The organism is Pseudomonas indica NBRC 103045, assembly GCF_002091635.1.
GTDB lineage: Bacteria > Pseudomonadota > Gammaproteobacteria > Pseudomonadales > Pseudomonadaceae > Pseudomonas_M > Pseudomonas_M indica.
The window spans coordinates 1-19,154 of sequence record NZ_BDAC01000034.1; the positions used below are offsets into that span (position 1 = coordinate 1).

At 64.1% G+C, this 19,154-nt stretch carries 17 protein-coding genes; 10 read left to right on the forward strand and 7 right to left on the reverse strand.

Annotation, left to right across the window (positions count from 1 at the left end; genetic code table 11):
- Nucleotides 1-368 precede the first annotated feature (368 nt).
- The 5 genes from speB (at nucleotide 369) to PIN01S_RS24890 (ending at nucleotide 6,873) form a co-directional block, all read left to right on the forward strand.
- Nucleotides 369-1,328: an agmatinase gene (gene speB, locus PIN01S_RS24870; RefSeq protein WP_084339601.1), complete on the forward strand. Its 960-nt coding sequence runs from the start codon at nucleotides 369-371 to the stop codon at nucleotides 1,326-1,328.
- Nucleotides 1,329-1,410: 82 nt separating this feature from the next.
- Nucleotides 1,411-2,805: a YjiH family protein gene (locus PIN01S_RS24875; protein ID WP_084339602.1), complete on the forward strand. Its 1,395-nt coding sequence runs from the start codon at nucleotides 1,411-1,413 to the stop codon at nucleotides 2,803-2,805.
- Between the two features lie 87 nt (nucleotides 2,806-2,892).
- Nucleotides 2,893-4,494 carry a 5-guanidino-2-oxopentanoate decarboxylase gene (locus PIN01S_RS24880; protein ID WP_084339603.1) on the forward strand — a complete coding sequence of 534 codons (1,602 nt, stop codon included), beginning with the start codon at nucleotides 2,893-2,895 and terminating at the stop codon, nucleotides 4,492-4,494.
- A gap of 227 nt (nucleotides 4,495-4,721) precedes the next feature.
- Nucleotides 4,722-6,062 (forward strand): purine-cytosine permease family protein, encoded by a 1,341-nt coding sequence (locus tag PIN01S_RS24885; RefSeq protein WP_084339604.1) that lies wholly within the window; start codon nucleotides 4,722-4,724, stop codon nucleotides 6,060-6,062.
- 82 nt (nucleotides 6,063-6,144) lie between these two features.
- On the forward strand, nucleotides 6,145-6,873 hold the full coding sequence (locus PIN01S_RS24890) for an MBL fold metallo-hydrolase (RefSeq protein WP_084339605.1): 729 nt from the start codon (nucleotides 6,145-6,147) through the stop codon (nucleotides 6,871-6,873).
- Here the strand turns inward: PIN01S_RS24890 and PIN01S_RS27395 are convergent.
- The 4 genes from PIN01S_RS27395 to aceK all read right to left on the reverse strand — a co-directional run bounded on the left by PIN01S_RS27395 (nucleotide 6,870) and on the right by aceK (nucleotide 11,136).
- The gene (locus PIN01S_RS27395; RefSeq protein WP_303621432.1) at nucleotides 6,870-6,983 is read right to left on the reverse strand and encodes a PA1414 family protein; all 114 of its coding nucleotides are present in this window, start codon (nucleotides 6,981-6,983) and stop codon (nucleotides 6,870-6,872) included. The two genes, PIN01S_RS24890 and PIN01S_RS27395, sit on opposite strands and share 4 nt — an antisense overlap.
- Nucleotides 6,984-7,114: 131 nt before the next feature.
- The gene (locus PIN01S_RS24895; protein WP_084339606.1) at nucleotides 7,115-7,375 is read right to left on the reverse strand and encodes a hypothetical protein; all 261 of its coding nucleotides are present in this window, start codon (nucleotides 7,373-7,375) and stop codon (nucleotides 7,115-7,117) included.
- A gap of 142 nt (nucleotides 7,376-7,517) precedes the next feature.
- Complete coding sequence (locus tag PIN01S_RS24900; protein WP_084339645.1) at nucleotides 7,518-8,972, reverse strand: NCS1 family nucleobase:cation symporter-1; 1,455 nt, start codon at nucleotides 8,970-8,972, stop codon at nucleotides 7,518-7,520.
- A 439-nt stretch (nucleotides 8,973-9,411) separates the two neighbouring features.
- A complete protein-coding gene (gene aceK / locus PIN01S_RS24905; protein ID WP_084339607.1) occupies nucleotides 9,412-11,136 on the reverse strand; it encodes a bifunctional isocitrate dehydrogenase kinase/phosphatase in 1,725 nt (574 codons plus the stop codon).
- Between the two features lie 191 nt (nucleotides 11,137-11,327).
- Between aceK and PIN01S_RS24910 the strand changes: the two genes are divergently transcribed.
- Nucleotides 11,328-12,266, forward strand: coding sequence for a DMT family transporter (locus tag PIN01S_RS24910; protein ID WP_084339608.1), 939 nt, complete (start codon nucleotides 11,328-11,330; stop codon nucleotides 12,264-12,266).
- Nucleotides 12,267-12,312: 46 nt separating this feature from the next.
- Here PIN01S_RS24910 and PIN01S_RS24915 read toward each other — a convergent pair whose 3' ends face one another.
- Nucleotides 12,313-13,206: a DMT family transporter gene (locus tag PIN01S_RS24915; protein WP_084339609.1), complete on the reverse strand. Its 894-nt coding sequence runs from the start codon at nucleotides 13,204-13,206 to the stop codon at nucleotides 12,313-12,315.
- Nucleotides 13,207-13,553: 347 nt separating this feature from the next.
- Entirely contained in the window at nucleotides 13,554-14,528 is a 975-nt protein-coding gene (cysK, locus tag PIN01S_RS24920; RefSeq protein ID WP_084339610.1) for a cysteine synthase A, read from the reverse strand.
- Nucleotides 14,529-14,640: 112 nt separating this feature from the next.
- Between cysK and PIN01S_RS24925 the strand changes: the two genes are divergently transcribed.
- The 4 genes from PIN01S_RS24925 (at nucleotide 14,641) to PIN01S_RS24940 (ending at nucleotide 18,361) form a co-directional block, all read left to right on the forward strand.
- The gene (locus PIN01S_RS24925) at nucleotides 14,641-15,723 is read left to right on the forward strand and encodes a DUF748 domain-containing protein (protein WP_084339611.1); all 1,083 of its coding nucleotides are present in this window, start codon (nucleotides 14,641-14,643) and stop codon (nucleotides 15,721-15,723) included.
- Between the two features lie 126 nt (nucleotides 15,724-15,849).
- Nucleotides 15,850-16,695, forward strand: coding sequence for an AAA family ATPase (locus PIN01S_RS24930; protein ID WP_084339612.1), 846 nt, complete (start codon nucleotides 15,850-15,852; stop codon nucleotides 16,693-16,695).
- 51 nt (nucleotides 16,696-16,746) lie between these two features.
- Entirely contained in the window at nucleotides 16,747-17,139 is a 393-nt protein-coding gene (locus PIN01S_RS24935) for a GFA family protein (RefSeq protein WP_084339613.1), read from the forward strand.
- A gap of 43 nt (nucleotides 17,140-17,182) precedes the next feature.
- Nucleotides 17,183-18,361 carry a vWA domain-containing protein gene (locus tag PIN01S_RS24940; RefSeq protein WP_084339614.1) on the forward strand — a complete coding sequence of 393 codons (1,179 nt, stop codon included), beginning with the start codon at nucleotides 17,183-17,185 and terminating at the stop codon, nucleotides 18,359-18,361.
- A gap of 49 nt (nucleotides 18,362-18,410) precedes the next feature.
- Here the strand turns inward: PIN01S_RS24940 and PIN01S_RS24945 are convergent, their stop codons facing one another.
- Entirely contained in the window at nucleotides 18,411-19,154 is a 744-nt protein-coding gene (locus PIN01S_RS24945) for an alanyl-tRNA editing protein (RefSeq protein ID WP_084339615.1), read from the reverse strand.

Here is a 19,154-nt window from a genome sequence, read left to right on the forward strand (position 1 = left end):
CCTCGCAACGGGTGAGTCTGCTGGAATGGCAAGGCAAGCTGTGGATACCGCTGGACAGCCTGCCATGGTTCGGAACTCGTCCGTTGCAAGACACCGGGAGCGGGTTGTTGAGGCGCTGGTTGCGCTGAAGCGGACGAATGAGTTCGCCCCTATGCGTGGCGTTCCGTAGCCCGGCTTGCGCCCGGGCTACGCTTACCCGTTGAAAAACGTCACCGAGGGACGATCATCCTCACCCCTCACTTGATACCTCCCATTACTTCATAAATTCCTGAACTAAGTATTTGCCGCCAGCGATTTTTCCGTTTCGCCGACTGACGAAGAATCCGGCCCAACGATTCCTACAACCACAAGAACCGTGAGGCCACCCCGTGGAGAAGACCTTCCACCAGCCCCTGGGCGGCAATGAAATGCCCCGCTTCGGCGGCATCGCCACCATGATGCGCCTGCCGCACATCCAGACCCCCGAAGAAAAACGTGCCCTGGACGCCGCCTTCGTCGGCGTGCCGCTGGACATCGGCACCTCGCTGCGCTCCGGCACGCGCTTCGGTCCCCGCGAGATCCGCGCCCAGTCGGTGATGATCCGCCCGTACAACATGGCCACCGGCGCCGCGCCCTTCGACTCGCTCAATGTGGCCGACATCGGCGACGTGGCGATTAATACCTTCAACATGGCCGAGGCAATCCGCATCATAGAGGCCGCCTACGATGACATCCTCGAACACGGCATCCTGCCGCTGACCCTGGGTGGCGACCACACCATCACCCTGCCGATTCTCCGTGCGATCAAGAAGAAGCACGGCAAGGTCGGGCTGGTCCACGTGGATGCCCACGCCGACGTCAACGATCACATGTTCGGCGAGAAGATCGCCCACGGCACCACCTTCCGCCGTGCCGTCGAGGAAGGGCTACTGGATTGCGACCGCGTGGTGCAGATCGGTCTGCGTGCCCAGGGCTATACCGCCGAGGACTTCAACTGGAGCCGCAAGCAGGGTTTCCGCGTGGTGCAGGCCGAGGAGTGCTGGCACAAGTCGCTGGAACCGCTGATGGCCGAGGTGCGCGAAAAGGTCGGCGGCGGTCCGGTGTACCTGTCGTTCGATATCGATGGCATCGACCCGGCCTGGGCCCCCGGCACCGGCACCCCGGAAATCGGCGGCCTGACCACCATCCAGGCGATGGAGATCATCCGGGGCTGCCACGGCCTGGACCTGATCGGCTGCGACCTGGTGGAGGTTTCCCCGCCCTACGACACCACCGGCAACACCTCGTTGCTGGGAGCCAACCTGCTGTACGAAATGCTCTGCGTGCTGCCCGGGGTACAGCGCCGCTGAGGCGCGACCGGGCTTTTTATCCTGGCGGGTGCGCTCTCCGGCGCACCCGCAACGCTCAACAACAATAATCAGGGTGTTAACCATGAACCGTGACGAACCCATGCTCCTGATGGACGACCAGCCACCGGCGGACGCTTCCTTCAACCTGCGCCAGTTGCTGATCTTCCTGATCCCGTCGCTGCTCGGCGTGCTGCTGTTCCTCACCCCCATCGTCTATGAGGAAAAGGTCACCATCGGCCTCGGCCTGCTCGCCGACGGCCTGAAGGCGGCCGTGGGTGCCTGGCTGCCGGCGATTGCCGTGGGCCTGCTGGTGTTTTCGTCGGTACTCGGCCTGGTCGGCAGCCTGGCCAAGCCGCGCTGGATCACCGAGCGCCGCGCACTGAACGAGCTGTTCAACCTGCACCCGTTCTGGCTCGCCCTGCGGGTGATCGGCGCGGTGTTCGCCGCGATGACCTTCTGGGAATTCGGCCCGGCCTGGGTTTGGAACGCCAACACCGGCGGCGTGGTGCTGAAGGACCTGGCACCGGTGCTGATCACCTTCTTCCTGGTTGCCGGCCTGGTCCTGCCGCTGCTCACCGACTACGGTCTGATGGAGTTCTGCGGCACCCTGGTGCGCAATGTGTTCCGCAAGATCTTCGGTCTGCCCGGTCGCTCGGCCATCGATGCCATCGCCTCCTGGCTCGGCTCGGGCACCGTCGGCGTGCTCATCACTGCGCAGCAGTACCAGAAGGGCTTCTACAGCGCCCGCGAGGCGGCGGTGATCGCCACCAACTTTTCCATCGCCTCGATCGCCTTCAGCCTGCTGATCACCAGCTTCATGAAGCTGGACCACCTGTTCGTGCCCTTCTACCTCACCGTGGTGGTCGCCGGCCTCGCCGCCGCCATCATCACGCCGCGCATCCCGCCGCTGTCGTGGAAGAAGGATGAGTACATGCCGGGCGTCGGCAAACAGATCAAGGAGGATGTCCCCAGCGACACCTCGCTGCTGCGCTGGGGTCTGGTGCAAGCGGTCAAGCGCGCCAACAGCAATCCCTCGCCCGTGGAGATGGTGCGGATCGGCGTGCACAACGTGGTGGACATCTGGCTCGGCCTGCTGCCGCTGGTGATGGCCATCGGCACGGTTTCCCTGGCCATCGCCGAGTACACCCCGGTGTTCACCTGGTTGTCCTACCCCTTCGTGCCGCTGCTGGAAGCGCTGCAACTGCCGGACGCCGCCAAGGCCGCGCCGGCGATGCTGGTGGGCTTCGCCGACATGTTCCTGCCGGCCGTGCTGGGCAAGGGCATCGAGAGCGAGCTGACCCGCTTCGTGGTGGCCTGCGTGTCGCTGACCCAGTTGATCTATATGTCCGAGGTGGGCGTGCTGATCCTCAAGGCCAAGCTGCCGCTGAACCTGCTGGAGCTGTTCGTGATCTTCATCATCCGTACGCTGATCACCCTGCCGATCATCGCGCTGATGGCGCACTGGATCGTGGGTTGAGAGACGCGACCGGGACGGGCGAATGAATTCGCCCTTACGGAAAGGGGCTGGCCTGTACCCGGCCCCGCCTTTTGAGGATTTCGAACCATGACCACCTGCGGCGAGTTTCTCGTCAAGCAACTGGAAGCCTGGGGCGTGGATACCGTCTTCGGCATTCCCGGCGTGCACACGGTCGAGCTGTACCGTGGCCTGCCCCACAGCGGTATCCGTCACATCACCCCACGCCACGAGCAGGGCGCCGGTTTCATGGCCGACGGCTATGCCCGTGCCAGCGGCAAGCCCGGGGTGTGCTTCATCATCACCGGACCGGGGATGACCAACATCCTCACCGCCATGGCCCAAGCCTACGCGGATTCCATTCCCATGCTGGTGATTTCCAGCGTCAACGAACGCGACCGCCTCGGCCTGGGCAAGGGCTACCTGCACGAACTGCCGGACCAGCGCGGCCTGACCGCCGGCGTCACCGCCTTCAGCTACACGCTGATGAGCGTCGAGGAACTGCCGGCGGTGCTGGCCCGCGCCTTCGCTGTGTTCGAGGGCGAACGACCGCGCCCGGTGCACATCGAGTTGCCGCTGGACATCATCACCGCCCCCGCCGATCACCTGCACGTGCAAGCCAAGCCACGCACCAGCCGCTCGGCCCCACCGGCCGCCCTGCTGCGCGAAGCGGCGGACAAGCTGCGCCGGGCCGAACGGCCGCTCCTGCTGCTCGGTGGCGGCTGCATCGAGGCCCAGGCCGAGGCGCGTGTCCTGGCCGCCGCGCTGGACGCACCGACGGCGCTGACCATCAACGCCAAGGGCCTGCTGCCTCCGGGCCACCCCTTGCTGCTCGGCAGCAACCAGTCGCTGGTGCCGGTACGCCAATTGGCGCTGGAGGCCGACGTGGTGCTGGCCATCGGCACCGAGCTGAGCGAAACCGACTACGACGTGGTGTTCGACGGCAACTTCAAACTGGCTGGCGAGTTGATCCGCATCGATATCGACGCCCGGCAGTTGCAACGCAACTTCACGCCGACCCTGGCGATCCAGAGCGACGCCCGCGAGGCCATGCGCCTATTGCTGGAAGAGCTGCCGACACGCGCGGTGGACCCACAGAGCCCCGGCGCCCGGCGCACTGCGGCGGTACAGGCACAACTGGCCGAGGACTTCGCCGGCTGGGCGCATTACCGCACGCTGTTCGCCACCGTGCTGGACGCCTTGCCGGCCGCCCGCTTCGTCGGCGATTCCACCCAGACCGTGTACAGCGGCAACCATCTGGTGGAGCTGGACGGCGCGCGTCGCTGGTTCAACAGCTCCACCGGCTACGGCACCCTCGGCTACGGCCTGCCGGCGGCCATCGGTGCCCGACTGGCCGAGCCGGACCGTCCGGTGGTGTGCCTGATCGGCGACGGCGGCATCCAGTTCAGCCTGCCCGAGCTGGCCAGCGCCGTGGAGGCGCAGGTGCCGGTGATCGTGTTGCTGTGGAACAACCAGGGCTATGGCGAGATCAAGCGCTACATGCAGCGCCGCGACATCACCCCGCTGGGCGTGGACATCTTCACCCCCGACTTCCTCGCCATTGCCCGCGGCTTCGGCTGCGCGGCGGAGCGCGCCCGGGACCACGCCCACCTGGCCGATCTGCTGCGCAGCGCACCTCTGGATCGCCCGTTGCTCATCGAGATATTGGAGGCGCCGCCGTTTCACCCCTGAGGCCCGATAACCCGTAGGAGCCAGCTCTGCTGGCGATTGCTCGACCCGAGTGACGCCGGATCGCGAGCAGAGCCCGCTCCTACAAGCAGGGTCGCAATTCAAATCGTAGGGGCGAATTCATTCGCCCAAGGCGCCGAACGGCGCCCATAGAACAACAACACCGAAACGCTTCACCTGACTGCCACGTTCCAACCAAGACCAATAAAGCCAATACGGGGAGTCGTCACATGTTCGAGCAGATCACCCAACACTTCGGCCGGGACGGCCTGGAACCCACCGCCAGCGATCACCGCAGCCTCGGCCTGGGCGGCACCACCGCGCTCTGGCTGGGCGCCAACGTGGTGGTGACCACCATCCTCACCGGCATGCTGCTGGTACCCGACCTGCCCTTCCTGCAGGCCATGCTCATTGTCCTGGTCGGCTCCGGGCTCGGCATCCTGCCGCTGGTGCTGGTCGGATTGATGGGTCAACGCAGTGGCCTCACCACCATGGTGCTGGCGCGGGGCAGCTACGGCATCCACGGCGCCAAGCTGCCGTCCCTGGTCAACCTGCTGACGCTGCTGGCCTGGAGCTGGATCCAGGCACTGCTGGCCGGGATGAGCCTGAACTACGCGTTGGAAGCCACCACCGGTTATTCCAACCTGCCGTTGTTCACTGTGCTCTGCGAAACCCTGGTGGTGCTCATCGCCCTGCGCGGGCACCTGGGCATCGAGCGGGTCGAACGCTGGGCCGCCATCGGCATGCTGCTGCTCGCCGCGGCGGTGTTCTATGCCATGGGCCGTAACTTCCAGTTCGGCGAACTGCTGAGCATGCCGGTGCAGCCGCGTAACGAGATCAGCCCCGGCATTGCCTTCGACATCGTGATCGCCACCGCCTTCTCCTGGATTCCCCTGGCCGCCGACTACAACCGCAACTGCCGCAGCCAGGGCGTGGCGGCGGTGGGCACCTGGGTCGGCTACGTCGCCGCCACGCTGCTGGCCATGGGGCTGGGCGCTACGGTGTCCGGCTTCAGCGTGCTCACCGGCATGGAACAGACCTACGACCCGGCCGTGCTGCTGGCCGGGTTCGGTTTCGGCCTGCCGGCGGCCATCGTGGTGTTCCTCTCGGTGATGACCACCAACGTGATGTGCGTGTATTCGGCCACCCTCTCCTACCTGAACATGCGCCCGCAGACGCGCTTCTGGAAGCCGGCATTGACCATCGGCGTGCTGTCCATCCTGGGCTCGCAGATTCCCGGCATCCTGGATAACTTCCAGAACTTCCTGCTGGTGATCGGCAGTGTGTTCATCCCGGCTTTCGCCGTGCTGATCGCCGACTACTTCGTGATCCACCGCGGGCAATACGCGGTGAGCGAGCTGCTCGACGAACGCGGCGGCCGCTACCGCTACCTGAACGGCATCAATCCGGCCGCCTTCGCGGCCTACGGACTGGGCGCCGTGCTGGCCTACTACTGGGGCTGGGTCTCGCCGCTGGCCTACGGGGCCTCGCTGCCGGTGTTCCTGCTCACCGCCGCCAGCTACCTGGTGTTGCGCCGCTGGGTGCTGGTACCGAGGGCGCAAGTGGCCTGACGGCTGGAGAGATGCTGCCCGCGACGCATGTGCGTGGGCAGCGCCGCTCCTACAATGAGCCGACAGTCCACGAGGGAACGCCATGAAGATCGTCAGCCGCGACCTCTGGTTCGAGGTGGAACACCGTTACGACGGCATCAGCCTGATCCACGAGCCCTACATCCGCCCGTTCTACCGCTGCAACCTGTGGCACGTGCAGGGCCGCGACCGCGATGTGCTGATCGACTCCGGTTCCGGGCTGGTCAGCCTGCGCGAGCAGTTACCCTGGCTAACCGAACGCCCACTGCTGGCAGTGGCCAGCCATACGCACTTCGATCACATCGCCGGGCACCATGAGTTTCCCGAGCGCCTAGTGCACCCGGCGGAGGCGGACATCCTCGCCGCCCCGACCCGGTCCAACACCCTGGCCGATCCCTATGTCGATGACGAGATGTTCGAAGCCCACCCGGACTGCCCGTTGTGCTATGCGGAATATCAGGTGAAGGCGGCGCCGGCGACGCGGCTGATCGACGAGGGCGACGTGCTCGACCTGGGCGACCGGGTATTGCAGGTGCTGCATACCCCCGGCCATTCGCCGGGCGGCATCAGCCTGTGGGAAGAGAAGACGCAAACGCTGTTCTCGGGCGATATCGTCTATGACGGTCCGCTGATAGACGACGCCTACCATTCGAACCGGAACGACTACGCCAACAGCCTGCTCCGGCTGCGTCAGCTACCGGTGCGCACCGTGCATGGCGGGCATTTCCCGAGCTTTTCCGGCGAGCGCCTGCACCAGTTGATCGACGACTGGCTGCGCAGCCACAAGCCTTAACGCCGTTGCCGGGGCTGCGCCTCCTGGCGGACTTCGATCGGACGCGGCGGCTCGACCAGCCCAAGGGCGACGCTCAGATTCCAGACCCAACGTTCAAACCATGCTTTCATCGACTGCACTCCTCTGATGAGCTGGGGACGAGGGCCCTGCCCTCTCTTCACAGCCTAGATGCTGCCTGCCGTTTTGCCTTGCGTCATGGCGATTTGCCTGACGAACGACAGTTCAGTCGACCCCACCAGGACTAGGGCTGAACCTTGGCCTCATGCGGATCGCGGCCGGCGACGAAACCGACCTCGCGACCCGAGCGGGCCGGCTGGTACGCGCGGCTGACAGCGGATGGCATCGGCGAGGCCTTGCCGGCAAAACCGGCGTCACGCTTGATCGACGCGAAGGGACTTGCCGTGAGCGGCACGGCGCCGTGGGCGAAACCGGCGAGCACGATGCACAGGAACAACCCGGCGAACACCACCAACACCGTTCCGAGAGGGTTTTGCTGATCCATGGGAGCGATCCTTATCGACAGGCAGCCAATACAGGATCGACGGCCCCGCTCGCGGATAGTTCTAACGGAGCGGAGGGGAAAATGCGCGGCGGGCCTTCCCAAGGGAAAACCCGCCTCCGGCACAACGAAAGATAGGCTCGCCTCAGCCCAACGACGCGGCTTCCTGCCCGGTCGCAGAAGCGCTGCGGGGAGCAAATCGGCTGAGTGCGTAGAAGAACGCCCCGCCGAGGAAGCAACCGGTGAACCAGGCGAAGTTGGCGATCGGCTGGAACCAGGGCACGAAGGTGAAGCACAGGCCGATCAGCGCTGCCGGCACCAGCGCCTGCACCGCGAGCCAATTGACCCCGTTGCGGTACCAGTAGCGCCCGTTGGGGCTGTCGTCGAACAGCGCATCGACGTCGATCGTCTGCTTCTGCACCAGGTAGAAGTCCACCAGCAGGATGCCGAACAGCGGGCCGATGAAGGCCGCCAGCACATCCAGGGTGTAGTGGATCACCTCGGGGTTGTTGAACAGGTTCCAGGGCGTGATGAACACCGAGGCCACCGCGGCGATCATGCCGCCGGCTCGCCAGCTGATGCGGCTGGGCGCGACATTGGCGAAGTCGAAGGCCGGGGAGACGAAGTTGGCGACGATGTTGATGCCGATGGTGGCAGTGACGAAGGTGAAAGCGCCGAGCAGCACGGCCGTGGTGTTGTCGATGCGCGCGACCGTGGCGATCGGGTCGTGGATCATCGCGCCGAAGATCGGCAGGGTGCCGGAGACGATCACCACGGTCACCAGGGAGAAGGCCAGGAAGTTCACCGGCAAGCCCCAGAAATTGCCGCGCCGGACATCCTGCATGCTGCGGCAGTAGCGGCTGAAGTCCCCGAAATTGAGGGTCGGCCCCGAAAAGTAGGACACCACCAGGGCGATGGCCACGATCACTTGGCCGAAGGCGGCCCAGCCGGACAGCTCCTTCTCCGCCAGGGTGAAGCTGATGTTGTCCCAGCCGGCCCTCCAGACGATCCAGGCCGCCAGCACGAACATCACGGCATACACGGCCGGGCCGGCGAAGTCGATGAAACGGCGGATCGCCTCCATTCCCCACCAGAACACCAGCGCCTGGACGAACCAGAGCGAGAGGAAGCCGAACCAGCCGAGGTAGGACAGGCCGAGGAAGGTCACCTCGTGCAGGCTGGCCATCCCCGGGAAGAAGCGCAGCACCACGATAATCAGCGCGCTGGACGCCAGGTAGGTCTGGATGCCGTACCAGGCGACGGCGATCAGGCCGCGAATCACCGCCGGGATGTTCGCGCCGAACACGCCGAAGGCCAGCCGGCAGATCACCGGATACGGCACCGCCGCCATCTGGCTGGGCCTGGCCACCAGATTGGCGATCGCCTGGATGATGCAGATGCCCACCAGCAGCGCGATGAGCACCTGCCAACTGGCCAGGCCAAGGGCGAACAGGCTGGCGGCGAAAACATAGCCGCCGACGCTGTGCACGTCGCTCATCCAGAAGGCAAAGATGTTGTACCAGTTCCATGTTTGCGGCACGGGACCAAGATCGTGGTTGTGCAGGCGCGGGCTGTAACCGGCCGGACGTTGCTGCTCGATCATGAACGCTCTCCCTGGGTATCGCCCGACAGCCGTATACAGCCTTTGCACCTGTCAAGGCAGTTTTTGTATACGAAATAAAAGGCATGATGTGTGCCACCTGCCTTTTTCATTCCCACCGGGAAGCGCTAAGCGATTGGTTTGCAGAGTCTCCTGATAAAAAATTCGTCCAACCGGACAAGTTCCTTCTACACCCGAAGATGCCCGTAACGAGTGCAGCCGCGCACCGTGGCGGTGCGTTTCGACACATGGGGAAGAGAAACAGCGGTAACAGGTAGGAATGGCCGGATCGGCCTACGGTTTGTATACCGAGCCGCGTACATGGCCCGGAGCAGGGCTGGCTACAGAACGATGATCGGGCGAATAAATTCGCCCCTACGGTCGGCTATGTGTAGGGGCGAATTCATTCGCCCGAGCGGCCGGAAGGCCGCCCTTCGCCTCAACTCACCGCTTCTTCGGCCTTGCGTCGATACGGGAACACGTCGATCACCTTGCCCGCGCGGATGGCGTCCTGCAGGCTCTTCCAGTAATCCGCGTCATAAAGATCGCCATGCAGCTTGGCGAAAAGCCGGCGCTGGTTGATGTCGGCAAAGAGGAAACGCGGGAACTCCTCCGGAAACACGTCGTTGGGCGCCACCGAATACCAGGGCTCGGAGGACATCTCGTCCTCCGGATAACGCGGCGGCGGGATGCGGCGGAAGTTCACCTCGGTGAGGAAGCTGATCTCGTCGTAGTCGTAGAACACCACCCGCCCGTGACGGGTAACGCCGAAGTTCTTCAGCAGCATGTCGCCAGGAAAGATATTCGCCGCCGCCAGTTGCTTGATCGCCAGGCCGTAATCCTCCAGTGCCTCGCGCACCTGGGCTTCGTTGGCATGTTCCAGGTAGATGTTCAACGGGGTCATGCGGCGCTCGGTCCAGCAGTGGCGCACCAGTACCGTATCCCCTTCCATCTCGACGGTGGATGGCGCCACCTCCAGCAGTTCGGCGAGGCAATCCGGGTCGAACTTGCTCTTCGGGAAGCGGAAGTCGGAAAACTCCTGGGTATCGGCCATGCGCCCCACCCGGTCGACACTCTTCACCAGCCGGTACTTCTCGATCACCGTCGCGCGGTCGACGTTCTTCGATGGCGAGAAACGGTCCTTGATGATCTTGAACACGGTATTGAAGCCCGGCAGGGTGAACACGCTCATGACCATGCCCCGCACGCCCGGCGCCATGACGAAACGGTCGTCGGTGGTGGCCAGGTGGTTGATCAGCGCCCGGTAGAACTCCGACTTGCCGTGCTTGTAGAAGCCGATGGAGGTATAGAGTTCGGCGATGTGCTTGCCCGGCAGGATGCGCTTGAGGAAGCCGACGAACTCCGCCGGGATCGCCACGTCCACCATGAAGTAGGAACGGGTGAAGGAGAAGATGATCGACACCTCCGCCTCGTCGGTGATTAGCGCATCGACCTGGATGCCCTTCCCTTCGCGGTGCAGCAGCGGGATCACCAGCGGCCACTGTTCGTCGCGGGTGTAGATGCGCCCGACCAGGTACGCCCCCTTGTTGCGGTAGAGCACCGAGGAGAACAGCTCCACGCGCAGCTCCGGGTCCTTGCATACCCAGTCCGGCAGGTTCTGCCGCAGTTGCCCTTCGAGGCGCGTCATATCGCGGGGCAGGTCCTCGTAGGGCACGTCGAAACGGTAATCCTCGAAGATCTGCTCGAGCATGCCTTGCAGATGCCCCTGCGGGTCGTAGCTGCGGGTTTGCGCGGCACGCTCGTGGCTGCGCAGCGACGGGCGGGTGGTGTGCACGAACATGGTGCCGTCGCTGATGCAATCGTGGCTGAATAGCCCGCAGAAGATCGAGTTGTACCAGGTCTCCGCCAGCTCATCGTCGAAACGCAGGTCGATCAGCGCAATGTAGGCGCTTTTCACCAGGGGCCAGAGCCCGACGCTCAGCAGCAACTCCTCGTTGAAGGTCTCGCGCAACCGCGCCGTCACTTCGCCGACCTTTTCCTCGTAGAGGTTGATCCGCGCCGCCGAGGCCCGCTGCGCTTCCTGCCACTGCGCCTGTTCGAAGCGTGCGCGGGCACCGTCGGTGATGTGCCGGAAATGCTCACGGTAATCATCGAAGCCATTGAGAATCTGACGGGCGATCTCTGCGGCCGATTGCTGCACCATGGGGAAGTCTCTGCTGCGAATTCGGAATGGCGAGCTTAGCCAGTGGCCGTGCCGAGGGAAAGCGGTCGGAAGTAGCAAAATGCCGTCTCATTCGACGAAAAACGGCCTCAACCCTTGAAAAGCGCGTTTCGGATTGCCAAGCGCCGGCCCTGCGGCAACACTTCGTTCTCCTGCCGGTCAGGGAGACCACCGTGAAAACATCCGATTTTCTCCGTCTGCTCAGCCTCGCAGCCCTCTGGGGCGCCAGCTTTCTGTTCATGCGCATCATCGCACCGGTAATCGGTGTTTTGCCGACCGCTTTCTTCCGGGTGCTGCTGGCCACCTTCGGGCTGCTGGCGATCCTGCTGGTGTTGCGCGTGGGCTGGGATTTCCGCGGCAAACTCAGGCAATGCCTGCTGCTTGGCGTGTTCAGCTCGGGCATTCCCTTCGCCATGTACGCTATCGCCGCACAATTGTTGCCGGCGGGCTACTCGGCAATCTTCAACGCCACGACGCCGCTCATGGGCGTGCTCATCGGCGCACTGTTCTTCGCCGAAGCGCTGACCCTGGCCAAGGCCAGCGGCGTGCTGATCGGCCTGCTCGGCGTGGCCGTGCTGACCCGTACCGGGCCGGTGGCCTTCGACACGACGCTGCTGGGAGGCGCCCTCGCCTGTCTGGTGGCTACGGCCTGCTATGGCCTCGCCGGTTTCCTCGCACGGCGCTGGATCAACCAGCAAGGCGGCCTGGACAGCCGCTTGGTGGCCCTTGGCAGCCAGGTGGGCGCCAGCCTGTTCCTGCTGCCACTGTTCGCCGTCGCCACCACAGTGCAACCACCGGCCAATTGGGGCGGCGGCGCGGTCTGGGCCAGTCTGGCCGGGCTCGGTCTGTTCTGCACTGCGCTGGCTTACATCCTGTATTTCCGCCTGCTCGACGATATCGGGCCGGTGAAAGCCAGCACCGTGACCTTCCTCATCCCGCCCTTCGGCGTGCTCTGGGGTGCTCTGCTGCTCGACGAGCCGCTGTCCTGGGCCTACCTCTACGGCGGTGCGCTGATCGCCCTGGCGCTCTGGCTGGTCCTGAAGCCGACGCCGGTCGAGGCGACCAAGGAGCGAACCGACGAAGAGAGCCCACTTCTACAAGAACGGCAATGAGCACGGCCCGTGGAAGCGAACGGTATCGCTCCCACGGGCCGGACCTTCAAGCCGTCTCGGCGACCTTGCCCCGCTCCTCCGTCGGCGTGCGGAAGACGAAGAGCAGGCCCAGCACGATCAACCCCATGCCAACCAGGCTGAGCATCGCCAAGCGGTTGCCGAACACCAGGTAATCGAGAATCGCCGTCCCGGCGGGCACCAGGTAGAACAGGCTGCTGACGTTCACCAGGTTGCCGCGGGCGATCAGCCGGTACAGCAGCAGGGTCGCCAGCAGGGAAATGACCAGCCCCATCCAGCCCACCGCAACGAGGAATCCCAGGCTCCAGTCGACCCGGAAAGACTGGAACGGCACGAAGGCCGAGCACAGCAGGAGTCCCGCCAGGTACTGCAGCGGCAGAGTACCCAGGGGATTCTCCCGGATGCGCTTCTGCATGATCGCCCCCAGGGTGATGCTGACCAGCGCCAGCAATCCGCAGAGCATGCCGCCCCAGGACAAGCCGGCCAGCCCGATGCGTTCATAGACCACCAGCACCAACCCGCCCAACCCGAGCCCCAGGCCGCACCAGCGCGCCGGCGACAGGCGGCGCTCCAGGCAGATCGCCGTGAGGATTGGCTGGACGCCCAGCAGCGTAGCCATCACACCGGGCGTCACCTGCAGCTCCAGCGCCAGCAGATAGAAGATCTGGTAGGCACCGAGCAGCACCGCACCGGTCGCCAGGGCATACAGGCGCTCCCGCCGACCGGCCGGCAAATGCAGGCGCAACCAGGGCGCCAGCAGGAGCAGCCCGAGCAAGGCAATGGCCGAACGGATTTCGAGGAAGGCAAAGGGCGAGGCGAACGCCAGGCCCCACTTGGAAAAGATCGCGCCGCTGCTCCAGAGCAGCACGAACAGACTGGTCGAGCCGTAACCGGCCCAGGCGTTTCTGTCCAACTCGTTCATGAATCGTCACCTGATAGACGTCAATCGACAGCGCGCCGTCGGCAAGCCGACGACGGCAATGATTTCGCAAGGGAACGCCGGCTCAGCCGGCCAGCGTCAGCAGCTGGCGGGCGGCGGCGGAGAACGGTGCGCCGGAGGCGCGCCGACAGGTGGCGGAGCGAGGTTGGAAACGACCGACGACGGCACGGCGCCGGAATGCTCCGGTGCAGCAGCGAATGCCTGTGATTGTCGTCCGATCGTCATGGAGAATTGCCAGAGTGAAAGCCGCTCGCGGCGGCGAATGCCAAGACTCTAGCCGCCCAGGCCGCACTTGGCCAGCCCGGAGCGGCATTTCGCACGCAGTGGCCTTACTGCACCATCTCCTGCTCGCTGAACAGACCCTCGAACAGCATGCTCGACAGGTAGCGCTCGCCGGAGTCCGGCAGGATCACCACGATGTTCTTGCCCTGCATCTCCGGATGCTGGGCCAGGCGCACCGCAGCGGCCATGGCGGCGCCACAGGAAATCCCGCAGAGGATGCCCTCCTCCCTCATCAGCCGCAGGGCCATGGCCTTGGCTTCATCGTCGCTGACCTGCTCGACGCGATCGACGACGGACAGGTCCAGGTTCTTCGGCACGAAACCGGCGCCGATCCCCTGGATCTTGTGCGGGCTGGGCTTGACCTCCTCGCCGGCCATGGTCTGGCTGATCACCGGAGAGCTGATCGGCTCCACCGCCACCGAGAGAATCTTCTTGCCTTTGACCTGCTTGATGTAGCGCGACACACCGGTGATGGTGCCGCCCGTGCCGACCCCGGCGACCAACACATCGATGCCGCCGTCGGTGTCATTCCAGATTTCCGGCCCGGTGGTCTTCTCGTGGATCGCCGGGTTGGCCGGGTTATCGAACTGCTGCGGCATGTAGTACTTCGCGGGGTCGGATGCGGCGATTTCCGCCGCCTTCTCGATGGCGCCCTTCATGCCCTTGGCCGGCTCGGTCAGCACCAGCTCGGCACCGAGCGCCTTGAGCACCTTGCGCCGCTCCAGGCTCATGGAGGCCGGCATGGTCAGCATCAGCTTGTAGCCCCGCGCGGCGGCGACAAAGGCCAGGCCGATGCCGGTGTTGCCGGAGGTGGGTTCGACCAGGGTCATGCCCGGCTTGAGCACCCCGCGCTCCTCGGCATCCCAGATCATGCTGGCGCCGATCCGGCACTTCACCGAATAGGCCGGGTTACGCCCTTCGATCTTGGCCAGCAGCGTGACGCCCTTGGGCCCCAGGCGGTTGATCATGACCAGCGGCGTGTTACCGATGGACTGGGAGTTGTCTGCGAAGATGCGGCTCATGGTCGTGTCCTTTCCGGAAGAGGCTCTGTCGGTGGCCTTCAAGCCTAAGACGCCGATCCGGCGCCGTCCAGCGCGCCGGAACCGGTAACCGCACGGATGGTCAACCCAGAATATGAAGAGACGCTATCGCCTGCCGATCCTGATCCTGCTGAGCCTGGCCCTGCTGCTGGTGTTGGCCCACCTCATCCTGCCGTATGTGATCCGCGACTACCTGAACGACAAGCTCGCCGTGATGGGCGATTACCGTGGCCGGATCGAAGACGTGGACCTCGCCTGGTGGCGCGGCGGCTACCGGATCGACGGCCTGAAGATCGTCAAGATCGACCGCGACATCCCCGTCCCCTTCCTCGATGCGCCGCGCATCGACCTGTCGATCAGCGGGCGCGCGCTCTGGTATGACCGCGCGGTGGTGGGCCGGGTGGAATTCGAACGCCCCGAGCTGAACTTCGTCGATGGCGGCACCCGCGAAGAGTCGCAGACCGGTGAAGGCGTCAACTGGCGGGCTCAGTTGGAAAAGCTGCTGCCGATCACGCTGCATGAACTGAAAGTGGTGGATGGACAGGTCAGCTTCCGCAACTTCAAGTCCGACCCACCGGTGGATCTGAAAGCCACCGCAATCAATGCCAGCGTCTACAACCTCACCAACCTGGACCAGAAAGGCAAGCGTGTCGCCCATCTGGAAGGCCGCGCCCAAGTGCTGGGGCAGGCCCCGCTGGAGGCCGAGGCGGACTTCAAGCCGCTGAGCAACCTGGAGGATTTCCAGTTGCGGCTGCGCGTCACCGACGTCGACCTCACCCGCCTGAACGATTTCGCCCGCGCCTACGGTCGTTTCGACTTCGCCGCCGGCCGCGGCGACCTGGTGATCGAAGCCGAGGCGGAGAACAACCAGTTGAGCGGCTACATCAAGCCGCTGCTGCGTCACGTCGAAGTCTTCAATTGGAAGCAGGACATGGACAACGAGGAAAAAGGCTTCCTCCGCGGCCTTTGGGAAGCCCTGGTCGGCGGCGGCGAGACCATCCTGAAAAACCAGCGGAAAGATCAGTTCGCAACCCGCATCGAACTGTCCGGTAATCTCCAGCAGAAGGAAATCAGCCCGCTGCAGGCCTTCCTGGCGATCCTGCACAACGCATTCGTCGAGGCGTTCACGCCGCGTTTCGAACGGGCACTGGAAAAGAACGATACGGACAGCGGGTGACTTGCCATTCAGTGACTGAATGCCCCGTCTGCGTTCACAGTCGCGCAGACCTCGCGCTATAGTCGCCTTTTCCAATTACTGAACCGGCCGGTATTCCCGCCGGGCGTCACGTTCGAGGATTACCCGATGAAGTTCGAAGGCACTCAGTCCTACGTCGCCACCGATGACCTCAAGCTCGCGGTCAATGCCGCCATCACCCTGCAACGTCCGCTGCTGGTGAAAGGCGAGCCGGGCACCGGCAAGACGATGCTCGCCGAGCAACTGGCCGAGTCCTTCGGCGCCAGGCTGATCACCTGGCACATCAAGTCCACCACCAAGGCGCACCAGGGGCTCTACGAGTACGACGCGGTCAGCCGCCTGCGCGACTCCCAGCTGGGCGTGGACAAGGTCCACGACGTGCGCAACTACATCAAGAAGGGCAAGCTGTGGGAGGCCTTCGAGGCCGACGAGCGGGTCATCCTGCTGATCGACGAGATCGACAAGGCGGATATCGAGTTCCCCAACGACCTGCTGCAGGAACTCGACAAGATGGAGTTCTTCGTCTACGAGACCAACGAGACCATCAAGGCCAAGCAGCGTCCGATCATCATCATCACCTCGAACAACGAGAAGGAGCTGCCGGACGCCTTCCTGCGCCGCTGCTTCTTCCACTACATCGCCTTCCCGGACCGCGACACCCTGCAGAAGATCGTCGACGTGCATTTCCCAAACATCAAGCAGTCGCTGGTCAGCGAAGCACTGGACATCTTCTTCGACGTGCGCAAGGTGCCCGGCCTGAAGAAGAAACCCTCCACCTCGGAGCTGGTCGACTGGCTGAAGCTGCTGATGGCCGACGAAATCGGCGAGGCCGTGCTGCGCGAGCGCGACCCGACCAAGGCGATCCCGCCGCTGGCCGGTGCCCTGGTGAAGAACGAGCAGGATGTGCAGTTGCTCGAACGTCTGGCGTTCATGAGCCGTCGCGCCAGCCGCTGATTGACGCCGCCCCACGGGGCGGGACGACAGGATCGGAGAGGAGGAAGAGCCATGTATACCGGCAGTTGCCTCTGTGGCAGCGTGAAATACCGTATCGATGCGCCCATCGCGTCGCTTACCCATTGCCATTGCAGCATGTGCCGCAAGGCACACGGTGCAGCCTTCGCCACTTATGCCGGCGTTCCGCTGGATGCTTTCCACATCACCAAGGGCAAGGACCAGCTCGGCGTCTACCACTCCTCTCCCCATGTGACGCGGACCTTCTGCAAGAACTGCGGCGCCACGCTGCAGTTCGTCGACAACCGCGAGAACGAACTGGGCATTGCCGCGGGCACCCTCGATTCGCCCCTGGGCGTGCCGGAGCAGTCGCACATCTATGTCGACTCGAAGGCCGCCTGGTACGAGATCCGCGATGGCCTGCCCCAGCATCGGGGCGATCTCTGAACTCCCTTTTTCGTGCTCATGACGGGCACGACCCGAGGTCAACATGCTGCTTGGCTTGTTCAATGAAATGCGCGCCGCCAAGGTACCGGTCTCGGTGCGCGAACTGCTCGACCTGATCAATGCGCTCGAACACAAGGTGGTGTTCGCCGACATGGACGAGTTCTATTTCCTCGCCCGCACCGTCATGGTCAAGGACGAGCGCCACTTCGATAAGTTCGACCGCGCCTTCGGTGCCTATTTCAAAGGCCTGGAGAAGATTGACGACTACCTGAAGGCGCTGATCCCCGAAGAATGGCTGCGCAAGGAATTCGAACGCCTGCTGACCGACGAGGAAAAGGCACAGATCCAGAGCCTGGGCGGACTGGACAAGCTGATCGAGGAATTCAAGAAGCGCCTCGAAGAGCAGAAGGAGAAGCACGCCGGCGGCAACAAATGGATCGGAACCGGCGGCACCAGCCCATTCGGCTCGGGTGGTTTCAACCCCGAGGGCATCCGCGTGGGCGATGCCGGCAAGCGCCAGGGCAAGGCGGTCAAGGTGTGGGACCAACGCGAGTACAAGAACCTCGACGACCAGGTCGAGCTGGGCACGCGCAACATCAAGATCGCCTTGCGCCGCCTGCGTAAGTTCGCCCGCGAGGGGGCGGCGGAAGAGCTGGATATCGACGGCACCATCGATCACACCGCCAAGGACGCCGGCCTGCTGAACATCCAGATGCGCCCGGAACGCCGCAACACGGTAAAGCTCCTGCTGCTACTGGATATCGGCGGCTCGATGGACGCCCACGTGAAGGTCTGCGAGGAGCTGTTCTCGGCCTGCAAGACCGAGTTCAAGCACCTGGAGTACTTCTACTTCCACAACTTCATCTACGAATCGGTGTGGAAGAACAACCTGCGCCGTACCAGCGAACGCACCTCGACCATGGACCTGCTGCACAAGTACGGCCCGGACTACAAGGTGGTGTTCGTCGGCGACGCGGCCATGGCGCCTTACGAAATCACCCAGGCCGGCGGCAGCGTCGAGCACTGGAACGAAGAAGCCGGCTACGTGTGGATGCAGCGCTTCATGGAGAAGTACAAGAAGCTCATCTGGATCAACCCGTATCCGAAGGACACCTGGAACTACACCGCCTCGACCAATATCGTCCGCGAGTTGATCCACGATCAGATGTTCCCGCTGACGTTGCGCGGCCTGGAAGAAGGCATGCGCTTCCTGTCCAAGTGAGCGCCGGACAAGGCGCCATCCCTCGGCGCCTTGCCCTACTCCGCTACCGTCAGTCCGCCGCGGCCATTTCCGCGAAGCGCAGCACCACCCGGCGGTTGTGCTTGCTCTTCTTCTCGATCTTGTCGCAAACCACCCGGCCGATTTCGCCGGTGTGCGCGACATGAGTCCCGCCGCAGGGCTGGATATCCACGCCGGGAATCTCGATCACCCTCACCGAATCCCCGAACACCGGCGGCGCGACGGATTTGGTCCGCGCCATTTCCAGGATGGCCGCGTATTCCGAGGCGGGCATCCGCTTGGCCAGCACCTCGAAGTCGCACAGGATCAACTCGTTCAGGGCGTGGGTGATGGCGTCCTTCTCCAGAGTCGATTCCGGCAGATCGAAGTCCAGGCGCCCCTTGTCAGGGGAAATGCTGCAACCGGTCACCGGCGCATCGATGATCGAGCAGAGCAGATGCAGGCAGGTGTGCATTTTCATGTGCTGGTAGCGCCGGTCCCAGTCGATGCACCCTTGCAAGGTCTGGCCGACCGCGAAGCGATACGGGTCGCAGTCCACCTGATGCCAGATCAGCGAGCGCTGTTCCGGGTCGCGCTGGGTACCGAGCACCATGGCATAGGAGCCGTCGGCCAGGATGAAGTTGCCGACATCGCCTGGTTGCCCGCCACCGGTGGGATAGAACAGGGTGCGGTCGAGCGCTACGCCGAGATCGCTTACGGCTACCACGTCGGCGGTGAAGGTGCGCAGGTAAGGCGCATCGTCGAAGAGGCAAAGCGTTTCAAGTCGGGGGTCCAT